Here is a 14,739-nt window from a genome sequence, read left to right on the forward strand (position 1 = left end):
ACCGATTCCCTAAGTTTGATTACAACTTATTAGGGTTAATAAAGCTTTGCATTCGTGGCTTGCGCCAGCCATGCGGGCCGGAAAGTGTCTCAGATCGAGACCGGAGACAGGTTGCGATAAAAGGACGGCGTCAGCCCGGCTTCGGCCCGTGCCAGATCGTTGAACGGCGGCTTGAGATCGCCTCGAAAATTGGTGCGCACCAGTTCCTGAAAGCGGGCGACCGGATCGATGCGATTACGCGCGCAGAAAAAGCGAAACCATTTCGCGCCGACCGCGACATGGGTTTTCTCGTCGTTATAGATGATGTCCAGTATCGCTGCCGTCTCGTGATCGCCGGTTTCGATCATCTTTTCCAGAAGCGACGGCGTCAAATCCAGCCCACGCGCTTCGAGTATCAGCGGCACCACGGCCAGCCGCGCCTCCAGATCATTGCGCGTTTGATGCGCCGATTGCCACAGCCCGTCATGAGCAGGCATGTCACCATAATCGGCGCCAAGGTCTTTCAGGCGATTGCGCAGCAAAGTGAAATGCCGCGCCTCGTCATCAGCGACTTTCATCCAGCCATCGAAAAAGCTGCGCGGAATGGGCTTGGCTGCAAAGCGGGCCACGATATCGAGCGCCAGATCGATGGCATTCAACTCGATATGCGCAAGAGCGTGCATCAGCGCGATACGGCCATGCTCCGTGTGGAGCGAGCGCTTCTTCATCATGCGCGGCGGGACAAGCTCCGGCTTGTCCGGACGGCCCGGGCGATCTGGCAAAGGCGGGTCGAGCGGGCTTCGCACCGAGAGCGTGCGCCCGAACCAGCGCGCCGCCGTCTCGCGCGTGAGGCGGACTTTGTCGTCCAGATCGGCTGCAGCAATGGCACGGATGGCATTGCCACGTAGCGTTTGTTCGGGAGCCTTGGTCTCGCGCATCACAGGATACACTCCGTCGGGCTATAGGGCGCGAGCCGCTTCCAGCACGTCTTCGGCGTGACCGGCAACTTTCACCTTATTCCAGACCCGTGCGATACGGCCAGCGGCATCAATCAGAAAGGTTGTACGCTCGACGCCCATATATTTGCGGCCATACATGCTTTTCTCGACCCACACGCCATAGGCTTCCAGAGCTGTGCGTTCTTCGTCTGCGACGAGATCGACGGTCAGATCGTGCTTTTTGCGAAACTTGGCATGTTTCGTGGCGCTGTCTGGCGACAGGCCGATTACCCGCGCACCGATTTTGTCGAATTCCGGCTTCAATTGTGAAAAGGCAATCGCTTCCTTGGTGCAGCCCGACGTGTCATCCTTGGGATAGAAATAGAGGACGACAGGCTTGCCTTTCAACGACGAAAGGGTGAGTTGACCGCTTCCCGAAAGTCCATCTGACGGCAAGCTGAAATCCGGTGCCGTTTCGCCAACTTGGGGATGAGCCATATCTGTGCCTTTCTTTTATGGATTAGCATGGAAATCACCTGTTACAGTCCGAGCTATCGCATTCGAGTGACGCTTGTGCAACCATGGAAACCGCATCGTTTCGCAGATTGGCGAAATGTCGGAAAATGGACGCAAGCGCAAACCGCAGGCACCGTCTCAGATGGAAAGGGTGAGTAAAATCAATTCAATACGATAGTTTCATGATTCATCTTATGAAGCGTCGTCGATTGCAGCACTTGATATCCGGCTGGGTTGTTGACAGAAAAACCGAAACGAATCCGCTTCACGAAGCGGGAGATGGATAGAATCGAGCGTCTGGCCGCTGATGGCGCAGATGGTCTCGCAGACGGCCCGTTGCGCTCGGGGCGGTCATTTATTTCGCGTTGTTCCCATGCTTTCGTTTCGATTTGCATTCTGCTTGTTCTGGTCGGTGGTGCGGGTTTTCTCATTCTTCGTGGCGGCGTGAACAGCGAGCTTTTGCGTAATGAAGCGCAGAAGGCTCTGGTCGGCGTGCTGGGGGATGGCGCGTCCGCTTCGATTGGCAGCGCCGCGCTTTCGCTCGATCAGGATAGCCATGTCGCCATGGAAGCGCGGGACGTTTCCGTGATCGACCCCAGGCAAGGCGTTGAAATCAAAGGCATCCGGTCTGTGCGCCTTGGTTTGGCGCCTCTGCCGCTCTTGACCGGCTCGGTGCGCGTGGCGCAGCTCGAAGTCGAGGGCGTGACCTTCGATATGCCGGAGGCGAAGGGCGACGGTTTCTGGAAGTCCCTGCCTTACGATGAGCGCGGCATCGTCGATTTCGATGCCGTTTCGGCGCAGATTTTCGCGGCAATGCGCAAGAGCGTCGAGCTTTTGCGCCAGCAGGACACCCGCGCCATTGGCATTTTCAACAGCACCATCCGCTTCAAGGCAGGTGATGCTCAGCAATCCGTGGAAATCAAGACTGCGCGACTGGTGGAAGATCAAGGCAAGATCGCCATCACGGGTGATCTGCTCTGGCAGGGCAAGAGGATCGCGATTGACGGCAAGATTGATCGCGATGTTGCTGATAACAGCCTTCAGGGCTTCGCGCTTAACATCAATGATATTCCCGTTAAGCTCGGATCGCCGCCTGAAGTAACGCCTGTCATGGCGAACAACAGGATCAATCCGGCGCATTTCGAGCTGGACGGGCAGGCAAAAATTACGCTTTCCGGCACAGCCGCGACGGGCGACCGGCCCGAACGCCTTGGCGTTGATCTGGGCGTCGATGGCATCGACATGCAGATGGGGCGGGTCGAGGACGTGCGCGGCAGTGCGCTTTTGAGCCTTGAGCATCAGGTGGGTAGCCGCAAGATCGAGATCAAGCAATCGCGGCTGCAATTGGGGGGACTTCAGGCGCAGTTCAACGGCGCATTCGGGCCAGAACCGGAGGATGCGGGCAATGAGGACGGTCCGGCCTATCGTTTCGAGGTTCTGACCAGTTCGGCGACGAGCATGCCAGCGGAGTCTACAGAGCAGCCGCTGTCCTTCGCAACCCGCATATCTGGTCGTTTTCTGGCTGATCAGCTGCGTGTGCAGTTTGCCAATCTCGATGTGCAGACCGAAAACGGCCAGCTTTACGGGCAGGGCGGGATGGCGTTCGGCAATGGCTCGCCTGAAATGATCTTCATGCTGCGCATTCCGAAAATGCCGGTGGCTGACGCCAAGCATCTCTGGCCCATCGACGTGGCCGATGGCGCGCGTGAATGGGTTCTGAAAAACCTTTACGGCGGCACGCTGAAAGATAGCCAGATCGACATCTCGCTGGCTGCCGGACGCTTTAACGGTCCGGGTCTGCCGCCACCCCTGACGGGCGATGAAATCAAAGGTGATTTCAAGGTTTTCGACACACGTCTTGACGTGGTCGGTGAATTGCCGCCGGTTCGCGATGCCGATGGTGTGATCACCGTTCGCGGTGCGCATACGACGATCAAGCTCCCCAAGGGTGTCGTCTATACGGCGCAAAACAGAAAGGCCGACGTTTCCAATGGCACGCTGATCATTCCATGGGGTCCGCAGCGCCCGGTTATTTCCGATCTCGATATTACGGTTTCGGGCGATGCATCCGCTATCGCTGAGATTGCCGGCAAAAAGCCGATCGACGTCCTGAAAAACGTGCCCTTTCTGCCGGAAGACGTATCGGGCGATGTGAAGGCGCAGGTAAAGGTGAGCTTCGCTGTATCAAAGGACCCGCCGCCCGGTACTTTGAAATGGAGCGCCGATATCGGCTTCAACAATCTGGATATTGCAAAGCCGGTGGGCGGATCGAATGTCAGCAATGCGACAGGCACGATCAAGGTTGACCAGACCGCCGCTGTCATCACCGCTGATGCTAAACTCGATGGCGTGCCCGGCAAGGTGACGATGACCGAGCCGGTTAATCTGTCCGGACCGGCCAAGCGCGATCAGAAGATCAAGCTGGAAATCGACGACAAGACACGCAATGCGGTGTTTCCGGGGCTGAACTCCGTCTTTTCCGGGCCAATGTCGGTTGATCTCGGCATGGCGGAAGGCGGTAAGCGCCACGTCACGGCCGACCTTGGCAGAACACAGGTGGACCTGTCATGGCTTGGCTGGCGTAAGGGCGCTGGCATACCGGCCAAGGCCACCTTCGATTTCATCCAGAATCCGGATGATAAGAGCAAGATCGATATCAACAATCTGGTCTTCACGGGGGATGCATTCGGCGTAAAGGGCGATCTGTCGATTGCCAAGGGCGATTTCCAGTCGGCTGATTTCAGCGAATTGCGTCTCAACCGGAATGACCGTCTGTCGGTCAAGGCTACCAAGGGTGCCAATGGCTATCGGGTCAATGTGCGCGGATCGCAATTCGATGCGCGGGCCTTGATCAAGCAGGCTTCAGATCTGGGCGGCAAGGGCAGCGGCGGCAAAAGCAAGGGGCCGCGTGTGGTCGTGAGCGCGCAGGTCGATGAAGTCAGCGGCTTCAACGGCGAATCCTTGCGCAATGTCGCTATTTCCTATGAAAGCTCCGGCAATCGCATTGCGGGTGTTTCCGTCAACGCCCAGACTTCGTCCGGTCAATCATTCGTCGCGACGAATAATGATCAGGGCGATGCCCGCTCAATTTCGCTCCAGTCCAATGATGCGGGCGCGGTGCTGCGCTTTTTCGATTTCTATGACAAGATGCGCGGCGGCAAGATAACCGTTGGGCTTGCGGCGCAGGGCGATGGCCCGCTGCGTGGACAGATCGATGCCCGCAACTTCGCGATCATCAACGAGCCGCGTCTGGCCAAGCTCGTGTCGAGCCCGCCTGCAACCGGTGGTGCAAGCCTCAATCAGGCGGTGAAGCGTGACATTGACGTGTCGCGCGTCGATGTCGAGCGGGGCTTCTCGCTGATTGAAAAGGGCGATGGCTATCTCAACCTGTCGAAGGGTGTGGTGCGCGGACCATCGGTCGGCACAACGTTCCAGGGAACGCTTTACGACAAGCAAGGCAATATGGCGATCACCGGCACCTTCATGCCTGCCTATGGTGTGAACCGCCTGTTCGGGGAAGTGCCTATCGTGGGTATGCTGCTGGGCAATGGTCGCGACCGTGGCCTGATCGGCATCACCTACAAGCTTTCGGGAAGCGCAAAACAGCCGCAGGTGATCGTCAATCCTATTTCGATCATTGCGCCAGGCATCTTCCGCTCGATCTTCGAGTTTTAAAGCGGGTTAGCGCCGATAATACGGATGTGAAAAAGCCGGGCAGGAGCCCGGCTTTTTCGTTTCAATTATTGGGCTGGCCAGATCAGGCCGGGCGGATAAGCACGTGGCGCTTCTTGCCGAGCGACAGCTTGATGACGCCCTGATCGTTCAACGCACCGGCGTCGATCGTCATGCGCGGATCGGTGACCGGCTCGTCATTGATGCGCACGGCACCGCCTTCAACATGACGGCGGGCTTCACCGTTGGTGGTGCAGAGTTCTGCCAGAACCATCAGCGCCAGAATGCCGATGCCGCTGTTGAGCGTTGCCTTGTGGACGCCGACCGTCGGAAGATTTTCAGACAGTTCGCCGTCTTCAAAGGTCTTGCGGGCCGTCTCGGCGGATTCCTCGGCGGCATCACGGCCATGCAATATAGCCGTTATCTCCGTCGCGAGGATCTTTTTCGCTTCGTTGATCTCAGAACCTTCGAGCGCGGCAAGCTTGGCGATCTCATCCATCGGCAGCGTCGTGTAGAGCTTCAGGAAGCGTTCCACGTCTGCGTCCTCGGTGTTGCGCCAGTATTGCCAGAAGTCGTAGGCGCTCAGCATGTCCGCATTGAGCCAGATGGCGCCGCCCAGCGACTTGCCCATCTTCTGGCCGGAAGCGGTGGTCAGCAGTGGCGAGGTCAGGGCATAGAGCTGCGGCGTCCCCATACGGTGGCCGAGGTCGATACCGTTGATGATATTGCCCCACTGGTCCGAGCCGCCCATTTGCAGGCGGATATTATGGCGCTTGCTCAGTTCCACGAAGTCGTAAGCCTGCAGGATCATGTAGTTGAATTCGAGGAAGGACAGCGACTGCTCGCGGTCAAGGCGCATCTTCACCGAATCGAAGGACAACATGCGATTGACCGAGAAATGACGACCCACATCGCGCAGGAATTCGAGGTAATTGATGTTGCGCAGCCAGTCGGCATTGTTGACCATCAGCGCGTCGGTGGCGCCGTCGCCAAAGGTGAGGTAGTTGGCGAAGACGCGCTTGATGCCGGCAATGTTCTCGGCAATCGTATCTTCGGTCATTAGCTTGCGCGCTTCGTCCTTGAAGGACGGATCGCCGACCATGCCGGTGCCGCCGCCCATCAGGGCCACCGGCTTGTGGCCGGTCTGCTGGAACCAGTGCAGCATCATGATCTGGATAAGACCGCCCGCGTGCAGACTTGGTGCCGTCGGGTCGAAGCCGATATAAGCCGTCACGGTTTCCTTGGCCAACAATTCGTCGAGGCCGCTTTCATCGGAAATCTGATGAATGAAGCCACGCTCGGAAAGCGTGCGAAGAAAATCGGATTTGAAACCGGACATTCCTTTTTCCTGACTGGTAAGGCGAAGTTGAAACTGGAGTAAGCGGATGCTTACAACAAAGTGATAAGTTGGCCTTTAGCACCAATCAACCGCCAATAACAAGGAAACTCCCGAACGTCTGGCGAAACACGCAATTTGCGCAGGTTTCGTCAACAGCTTCGATTGTTCAGTGCTGTGCTGTGCCTGAAAACAGATTGAGAACCACTACGCCTGCGATAATCAATGCCATGCCCGCCACGGCGGCAAAATCCAGCTTCTGACCGAAGACGAGCCAGCCGATCAGCGCGACCAGTGTGACGCCGATCCCCGACCAGACTGCATAGGCAATGCCGACGGGAATAGTCTTCAATGTCAGGGATAGAAAATAGAAGGCAAGCCCATAGGTGACGACCACAATAATAGATGGAATGGGCCGGGTGAACCCTTCCGACGCCTTGAGGCTCAATGTGCCGATGACTTCGGAGCAGATGGCAATGGCGAGAAGGGCATAGACCGGCATGGCGCACCTGCTGAGAAACGAATCGATCTGACGAAATCAATATGCACAAAAAATCCGGCGGAGCGATCCGCCGGATAAGACCAGGTCAATCTGGTTTGCGACCGATTTTCTTGTTTAGCGCAGACGCTTCGGGCGCGCTTCGACCAGTTCGCCCATCAGCCGGCGGTCGAGATATTCCGAGCATTCCTCAATCAGCTGGTCGCCATGACCGGCAAAGAAGTGGTTGGCGCCTTCAATCGTGTTCTGTGTGATGGTGATGCCCTTCTGGGTTTTGAGCTTGTCCACCAGCGCCTGCACGTCCTTAGGCGGTGCCACCTTGTCCTGATCACCATGGATGATGAGGCCGGACGAAGGGCAGGGCGCGAGGAACGAGAAGTCGTAGGTGTTCGGCTGCGGTGCGACCGAGATGAAGCCTTCGATTTCCGGGCGGCGCATCAGAAGCTGCATGCCAATCCAGGAACCGAAGGAATAACCGGCAACCCAGCAATTCTTGGAATCCGGATGCAGGGCCTGCACCCAGTCGAGCGCGCTCGCGGCATCCGACAATTCGCCCGCGCCGTGGTCGAATTCGCCCTGGCTGCGACCGATGCCGCGGAAGTTGAAGCGCAGCGTCGTAAACCCGCGCTGCTGGAACATGTAGAACAGATCGTAGACGATCTTGTTGTTCATCGTGCCGCCGAATTGCGGATGCGGATGCAGGATGAGCGCGATGGGCGCGTTCTTTTCCTTGGAAGGCTGATAGCGGCCTTCGAGGCGTCCGGCTGGTCCGTTAAAAATGACTTCTGGCATGTGTACTCCGCTTGTAACGGGATGATCGGACCGAAGCTGCGAACTTGACGTTGGGGGACGCCGCTTCTAGAACCGATTTGAAATTTGGACAGGCTGAACCTGAAGTTCAGCACGCAGTAATGGCTTAATAGGCTTTTCCCGATTGAAAATTCAAGGAAATTGCGCTCGAAGCTCATTCTTGACGTTATTTAGGAGATAGGGACGGTGAACGGGAGCGGCAAGAGGCTCTATCTGGACTATAACGCCAGTGCGCCTTTGCTCGATGAAGCGCGCAATGCGGTCATCGAGGCGTTGAGCATTACGGGCAATCCGTCCTCCGTGCATCGTGAGGGCCGCGCTGCCCGCGCGCTGGTTGAGGCGGCGCGCCGCAACGTCGCGTCGCTGGTCAACGCCAAGCCCGAACATGTCTTCTTTACCTCCGGCGCGACCGAAGCTGCATCGACGCTTTTGACGCCGAATTATATGATGGGGCGTTCGCCGGTGCGCCTTTCGCATCTTTATGTCAGCGCGACAGAACACCCCTGCATGACCGCTGGCGGTCAGTTTGCCGCTGACAGCATCACGACATTGCCTGTCGATGCAAACGGCATTTTGCGGCTCGATGTGCTGGAGCAAGCGCTTGCTGCCCATGACAAAAGCAAGGGCTTGCCGCTGGTCGCCGTGCAGGCCGCGAATAACGAAACCGGTGTCGTTCAGCCCGTGGCAGAGATTGCCGCTATCGTGAAGGCTGCGGGCGGCATTTATGTCGTCGATGCCGTTCAGGCGGCAGGGCGTATTCCGCTCGATATTTCAGATAATTGCGGCGATTATCTCATCGTTTCGTCCCACAAGATCGGCGGCCCGAAAGGCGTCGGTGCGGTTATTGCCATTTCCGATCTGATGATGCCGCGTGCGCTGGTGCGCGGCGGCGGTCAGGAGAAGGGACACCGTGCCGGTACAGAAGCCTTGCCGCTGATTGCGGGCTTCGGCGCTGCTGCAACCGTTGCGAAAGCGCGGCTTGAAAGTGGCGGCTGGTCTCCCGATATGCGGGACAGGCTGGAAGCGGGGATTTTAGAAATCGCACCCGGGGCAGTGATTCACGGCAAGGCCGTGGATCGTCTTCCGAACACAACGTTCTTTTCGCTCGATGGCCAGAAGGCCGAGACAGTCCAGATCGCCTTCGACCTCGGCGGAATAGCGCTTTCGGCGGGTTCGGCCTGTTCGTCAGGCAAGGTCGGTCCAAGCCACGTGCTGGCGGCCATGGGCCATGAAGACGGCCCCGGCGCGATCCGAGTTTCGCTGGAACCGGCTGTCAGTGCGGATTCGGTCGAAGCGTTTCTCGCCGTCCTGCGCAAAATTGTTGAGCGTTACGAAGGCAGGAAATAGGCGGCTGAATTGTGTTTCAGTACTCGAATGGGCGCCAAGTTTGCGCCATTCCCAAAATATTCTTGAATTTTTCGGACAAATTTACGTGCGGCGCTTGAAATCTAGTTTAGAGAGGTTTTAAAGAAGCGTCACGCACACTATATTGAGGCGGTATTGTTCAAGACATATCACCTTGACGTTTGCAACTGTCGGGCCTTGACCCCGACGAGGATGGAGAACGCCAATGCCTGCAGTGCAGGAGACCATTGATCAGGTCCGCGGCCTTGACGTGGATCAGTACAAGTACGGCTTCGAGACGACGATCGAAGCAGAGAAGGCTCCCAAGGGCCTGAACGAAGATATCATTCGCTTCATCTCCGCCAAGAAGAATGAACCGGAATGGATGCTGGAATGGCGTCTGAAGGCCTATGAACGCTGGCTCACCATGGAAGAGCCAAGCTGGGCGCGTGTCGATTATCCGAAGATCGATTTCCAGGACGCCTATTATTATGCGGCGCCGAAGAACCAGAGCGGCCCGAAGTCGCTGGATGAAGTCGATCCGGAACTTCTCAAGACCTACGAAAAGCTTGGCATTCCGCTGCGCGAGCAGGAAATTCTTGCGGGCGTGCGCAAGCAGGGCGATCCGAGCGAAATCGACGGCAATCCGTCAGACAATGTCTATGCGTCCGGCCGTGTTGCCGTCGATGCGGTGTTCGACAGCGTGTCGGTCGTGACCACCTTCAAGGAAGAACTCTCCAAGGCGGGCGTGATCTTCTGCTCGATTTCGGAAGCAATCCGTGAACATCCTGAACTGGTGCAGAAATATCTGGCGTCGGTTGTTCCGGTGTCGGACAACTATTATGCGACGCTGAATTCGGCTGTCTTCACCGACGGTTCGTTCGTCTATGTTCCGAAGGGCGTTCGCTGCCCGATGGAGCTTTCGACCTATTTCCGCATCAACGAGAAGAACACCGGCCAGTTCGAGCGCACCCTCATCATCGCCGATGAAGGCGCCTATGTTTCCTATCTGGAAGGCTGCACGGCACCACAGCGCGACGAAAACCAGCTGCACGCCGCCGTGGTGGAACTGGTTGCGATGGAAAACGCCGAAATCAAGTATTCGACGGTCCAGAACTGGTATCCGGGCGATAGCAGCGGCAAGGGCGGCATCTACAACTTCGTCACCAAGCGTGGCGATTGCCGTGGCGACAATTCCAAGATCTCCTGGACACAGGTTGAAACCGGCTCCGCCATCACCTGGAAATACCCGTCCTGCATTCTGCGCGGCGACAATTCACGCGGTGAGTTCTACTCGATTGCCGTGTCGAACGGTTATCAGCAGATCGACTCGGGCACCAAGATGATCCATCTCGGCAAGAACACGTCGAGCCGCATCATTTCCAAGGGAATTTCGGCTGGCAAGTCGAACAACACCTATCGCGGACAGGTTTCGGCGCATCGCAAGGCCGAGAATGCCCGCAACTTCACCCAGTGCGACTCGCTTTTGATCGGCAACGATTGCGGCGCGCATACGGTGCCGTACATCGAAGCGAAGAACGCTACGGCGCAGTTCGAGCACGAGGCAACCACCTCCAAGATTTCGGAAGACCAGCTGTTCTATGTGATGCAGCGCGGCATTCCGGAAGAGGAGGCAATCGCTCTCATCGTCAATGGCTTCGTGAAGGAAGTTATTCAGGAACTGCCGATGGAGTTCGCCGTCGAAGCCCAGAAGCTGATCGGCATCTCGCTTGAAGGCAGTGTCGGCTAACCAATCGACACGCCTCTTCCCCATTGATTTTTCTGGCCAGCCTTTTCCTGGCATTAGAACAAGGTTTACATTCATGCTTGAGATCAAGAACCTCCACGCAAAGATCGCCGATACGGACACCGAAATCATCCGTGGCCTGAACCTCACCGTGAACAAGGGTGAAGTGGCTGCGATCATGGGGCCGAACGGTTCGGGCAAGTCCACGCTGTCTTACATCCTCGCTGGTCGCGACGACTACGAAGTGACCGAAGGCGACATTCTCTATAACGGCGAGTCGATCCTCGAACTCGACCCGGCAGAACGCGCTGCCAAGGGCATTTTTCTCGCTTTCCAGTATCCGATGGAAATACCGGGCGTTGCCACGATGGAATTCCTGAAGGTCGCGATGAACAGCCAGCGCAAGGCGCGCGGTGAGCCGGAACTGAAGATTCCGGAATTCATCAAGCGCGTGAAGGACGTCGCCGGCGGCCTCAACATCGACATGAACATGCTGAAGCGTCCGCTCAATGTTGGCTTCTCGGGCGGCGAAAAGAAGCGCGCTGAAATTCTTCAAATGCAGCTTCTGGAGCCAAGCCTGTGCGTGCTCGACGAAACCGACTCCGGCCTCGACATTGATGCGCTGAAGATCGTTTCGGAAGGCGTCAATGCGCTGCGTTCGCCGGATCGCGCCGTGATCGTCATCACCCACTATCAGCGTCTGCTCGAATACATCGTTCCCGATAGCGTGCACGTGCTTTACAAGGGCCAGGTCATCAAATCTGGCGACAAGAGCCTCGCACTGCATCTGGAAGAAAACGGTTATGCCGAAGTAATCGGCGAAGCAGCCTGAGGAGGATTGGATTATGAATATCCAGACCGCTCAGACCGCAAAGCCGAGGACGCCCGCTGAAAGCGCGCTGATCGACAATTTTGGCGATTATATCGGCGATTTGTCGGGCAATGGCGATGTTGTCGTCGCACGCGATACCGCGCTTGAGCTGCTCAAGAGCAACGGGCTTCCGTCGCGCCGCGTCGAAAGCTGGCATTACACGGATTTCCGCACACTTTTGAAGGGCGTCGCGCCTTTTGATAGCGCTGCCGGTACGAAGCCGCTTGCGGCTTTGCTCACCGGTTCCACCATTCTTGCCGCCAGCAATGGCGCTGCGCTCGACGCCAAGGCGCCGGAAGGCGTTTCGCTGACCCCGGTTCGCGAAGCGTTGGCCGACGGTTCGCTGGCACTCCAGCTTAAAGCACGTGGCACCGACGATACGATTGGCCAGATCAACGCTGCCTATGTCAGCGATGGCTGGATGGTTTCGATTGCCGATGGCACCGAGCTGGAAGCGCCTCTCGAAATCCAGAACATCCAGAAGACCGGGCAGAGCCACACGCGTTTCCCGGTTCGCATCGGTTCGGATGTCAAGGCAACGATCATCGAGCGCCAGAATGGCGGCGAGGGCGATGCGTTCTCGACGTCGGTGAGCCACGTTTCGGTTGGTGACGGCGCAGAAGTCCTCTGGGTCATCCTGCGTGATTTCGGCCAGGCGACGCAGCTTTCGCAGTTCATTGCGACGATTGGCAAAGGCTCCAAGCTCACGCTCTACATCGTCAATGCGGGCGGCAAGCTGGTTCGTCAGGAAGTGCACGTCAATGTAACGGGCGAAGATTCCGACTTCGAGCTTCGCGGCCTCAATCTTCTGGCCGACGACACCCACACCGACATCACCATGACGGTTGGCCATCTGGTGGAGAACACCCGTTCGACCCAGATCATCCGCAATGTGGTGAAGGACCGCGCGCGCGGCGTTTTCCAGGGCATGATCCGCGTTGCGCAGATCGCCCAGAAGACCGATGCCCGCATGGCCTGCAACACGCTTCTGCTTTCGGACGAAGGCGAGTTCGACGCCAAACCGGAACTCGAAATCTTTGCCGATGACGTGGCCTGCGGTCACGGTGCAACGGTTGCCGAGCTTTCCAAGGACTATCTGTTCTATCTGATGGCCCGCGGTGTTCCGGAAAACGAGGCGCGTGGCCTGCTGATCAAGGCGTTCATCGCCGAGATCATTGAAGAGCTGGAAGACGAAACGCTGGTGGAAGCGCTGGAAGCCGTGCTGTCCAACTGGCTCGCCGTTCATGCCTGATTGAATAGGACGGTGCGCTCAGATGTGCGCGCCGTCCTTCCTGCCGAACGGCAAAAGGAACGATCATGGACCAGAAGAATCCGCTTGTTGCGGCCTATGACGTGGAAGCCATCCGCCGGGATTTTCCAATTCTGTCGCGCGAAGTCCACGGCAAGCCGCTTGTCTATCTCGACAATGGCGCTTCGGCGCAAAAGCCGCAAAGCGTCATCGGTGCGGTGACGCACGCTTATTCCAACGAATATGCGAATGTGCATCGCGGCCTGCATTTTTTGTCGAATGCTGCAACCGATGCTTATGAAAAGTCGCGCGAAACCGTGCGGCGTTTTCTGAATGCGGGCTCGGTCGATGAGATCGTCTTCACCAAGAACGCCACCGAGGCAATCAATACGGTCGCCTATGGCTACGGCATGCCGCATATTGGCGAGGGCGACGAGATTCTGGTCTCGATCATGGAGCACCACTCCAATATCGTGCCGTGGCATTTCATCCGTGAGCGACAGGGCGCCAAGCTGGTTTTCGCTCCGGTGGACGATCAGGGCATATTCCATATCGAGGAATTCGAGAAGCGTCTGACCGATCGCACAAAGCTGGTCGCCATCACGCATATGTCCAATGCGCTTGGCACCGTGACGCCGATCAAGAAGATCGTTGAGCTTGCCCATGCGCGGGGCATTCCGGTTCTGGTCGATGGCAGTCAGGGCGCGGTGCACCTGCCGGTCGATGTGCAGGATCTGGGCTGCGACTGGTATGTCTTCACTGGCCACAAAGTTTATGGTCCGTCCGGTATCGGTGTCCTTTATGGTCGCGCCGAAATGCTGGAAAAGATGCGCCCCTTCCAGGGCGGCGGCGAAATGATCGAGGAAGTCACGGAAGAATACGTGACCTATAATCATCCGCCACACCGTTTCGAAGCTGGCACGCCACCCATCGTTCAGGCAATCGGTCTTGGTGCGGCGCTCGAATATATGGAAAAGATTGGTCGTCACGCCATTCTCGCCCATGAGGAAGATTTGCGCGATTACGCCCACGAACAACTGGGCAAAATCAATTCGCTCCGCATTTTCGGTCATGCGCCGGACAAGGGCGCGATCATCTCGTTTGCGCTGGAAGGCATCCATGCGCATGACGTGTCGATGGTGATCGACAGGGCCGGGGTGGCGGTGCGTGCGGGTACGCATTGCGCACAGCCCCTCTTGAAACGCTTTGGCGTCACCTCTACATGCCGTGCATCCTTTGCCATGTACAATACCCGCGCTGAAGTGGATGCATTGGCGGAAGCCTTGGAAAAGGCGAGGAAGTTTTTCGGATGACCGAGATGGAACAAAAAGTTCAGGATCAGGCTGCAACCAAGCCTGCCGATGAAACGGCGAAAGCCGAAGGCAGCGCTGTTTTCTCTGCCTCCGCTCTTCCGCAGGAAGAACTCCTGCGCATGACGGATGACATCATTGCGGCTTTGAAAACCGTCTATGACCCGGAAATCCCGGCGGATATCTACGAGCTTGGCCTTGTCTACAAGATCGATATAGAAGACGACCGTACCGTAAAGATCGAAATGACCCTGACGGCCCCCGGCTGCCCGGTGGCTGGCGAAATGCCGGGCTGGGTGGAAAACGCCGTTGGAGCGGTGGAAGGGGTTTCCATGGTCGAAGTTTCGATGACCTTCGATCCGCCATGGACCGCAGACCGTATGTCCGAAGAAGCGCAGGTCGCTGTCGGCTGGTATTGATTGCCTGTCCAGATTTTGAAATGCAAACAGCCCCGTCTTACGGGGCTGT

The 14,739-nt window shown here is 57.3% G+C and carries 12 protein-coding genes; 7 read left to right on the plus strand and 5 right to left on the minus strand.

All coding sequences use genetic code 11. The features are described from left to right. Positions 1-89 precede the first annotated feature (89 nt). Both FIC94_RS13015 and FIC94_RS13020 read right to left on the minus strand, forming a co-directional pair. A complete protein-coding gene (locus FIC94_RS13015) occupies positions 90-917 on the minus strand; it encodes a ferritin-like domain-containing protein (protein ID WP_121536039.1) in 828 nt (275 codons plus the stop codon). Positions 918-938: 21 nt separating this feature from the next. After that, on the minus strand, positions 939-1,415 hold the full coding sequence (locus FIC94_RS13020; RefSeq protein ID WP_109368891.1) for a peroxiredoxin: 477 nt from the start codon (positions 1,413-1,415) through the stop codon (positions 939-941). Positions 1,416-1,712: 297 nt separating this feature from the next. On the opposite strand from FIC94_RS13020, the gene FIC94_RS13025 reads away from it, so the two are divergent. Next, entirely contained in the window at positions 1,713-5,108 is a 3,396-nt protein-coding gene (locus FIC94_RS13025) for a DUF3971 domain-containing protein (protein ID WP_140025146.1), read from the plus strand. Positions 5,109-5,190: 82 nt separating this feature from the next. Here the strand turns inward: FIC94_RS13025 and tyrS are convergent, their stop codons facing one another. The 3 genes from tyrS to FIC94_RS13040 form a co-directional block, all read right to left on the minus strand. After that, positions 5,191-6,444 carry a tyrosine--tRNA ligase gene (tyrS, locus tag FIC94_RS13030; protein ID WP_109368893.1) on the minus strand — a complete coding sequence of 418 codons (1,254 nt, stop codon included), beginning with the start codon at positions 6,442-6,444 and terminating at the stop codon, positions 5,191-5,193. A gap of 166 nt (positions 6,445-6,610) precedes the next feature. Next, positions 6,611-6,943, minus strand: coding sequence for a DMT family transporter (locus FIC94_RS13035; RefSeq protein WP_109368894.1), 333 nt, complete (start codon positions 6,941-6,943; stop codon positions 6,611-6,613). A gap of 114 nt (positions 6,944-7,057) precedes the next feature. Continuing rightward, on the minus strand, positions 7,058-7,732 hold the full coding sequence (locus FIC94_RS13040; RefSeq protein ID WP_078338528.1) for an alpha/beta hydrolase: 675 nt from the start codon (positions 7,730-7,732) through the stop codon (positions 7,058-7,060). 204 nt (positions 7,733-7,936) lie between these two features. On the opposite strand from FIC94_RS13040, the gene FIC94_RS13045 reads away from it, so the two are divergent. The 6 genes from FIC94_RS13045 to FIC94_RS13070 all read left to right on the plus strand — a co-directional run bounded on the left by FIC94_RS13045 (position 7,937) and on the right by FIC94_RS13070 (position 14,690). Beyond that, positions 7,937-9,097, plus strand: a complete 1,161-nt coding sequence (locus FIC94_RS13045) for a cysteine desulfurase family protein (RefSeq protein WP_140025147.1) — start codon at positions 7,937-7,939, stop codon at positions 9,095-9,097. A 223-nt stretch (positions 9,098-9,320) separates the two neighbouring features. Continuing rightward, entirely contained in the window at positions 9,321-10,844 is a 1,524-nt protein-coding gene (sufB, locus tag FIC94_RS13050) for a Fe-S cluster assembly protein SufB (RefSeq protein WP_078338531.1), read from the plus strand. A 73-nt stretch (positions 10,845-10,917) separates the two neighbouring features. Further along, positions 10,918-11,673, plus strand: coding sequence for a Fe-S cluster assembly ATPase SufC (sufC, locus tag FIC94_RS13055; protein WP_078338532.1), 756 nt, complete (start codon positions 10,918-10,920; stop codon positions 11,671-11,673). Between the two features lie 13 nt (positions 11,674-11,686). Continuing rightward, complete coding sequence (gene sufD / locus FIC94_RS13060; RefSeq protein WP_140025148.1) at positions 11,687-12,964, plus strand: Fe-S cluster assembly protein SufD; 1,278 nt, start codon at positions 11,687-11,689, stop codon at positions 12,962-12,964. Between the two features lie 65 nt (positions 12,965-13,029). Next, complete coding sequence (locus tag FIC94_RS13065; RefSeq protein WP_140025149.1) at positions 13,030-14,274, plus strand: cysteine desulfurase; 1,245 nt, start codon at positions 13,030-13,032, stop codon at positions 14,272-14,274. Then, positions 14,271-14,690, plus strand: coding sequence for an SUF system Fe-S cluster assembly protein (locus FIC94_RS13070; RefSeq protein ID WP_109368899.1), 420 nt, complete (start codon positions 14,271-14,273; stop codon positions 14,688-14,690). The genes FIC94_RS13065 and FIC94_RS13070 overlap by 4 nt, the downstream gene beginning before the upstream one ends. The last annotated feature ends 49 nt before the right edge of the window (positions 14,691-14,739 follow it).

It is taken from the genome of Ochrobactrum teleogrylli (assembly GCF_006376685.1).
Lineage (GTDB): Bacteria > Pseudomonadota > Alphaproteobacteria > Rhizobiales > Rhizobiaceae > Brucella > Brucella teleogrylli.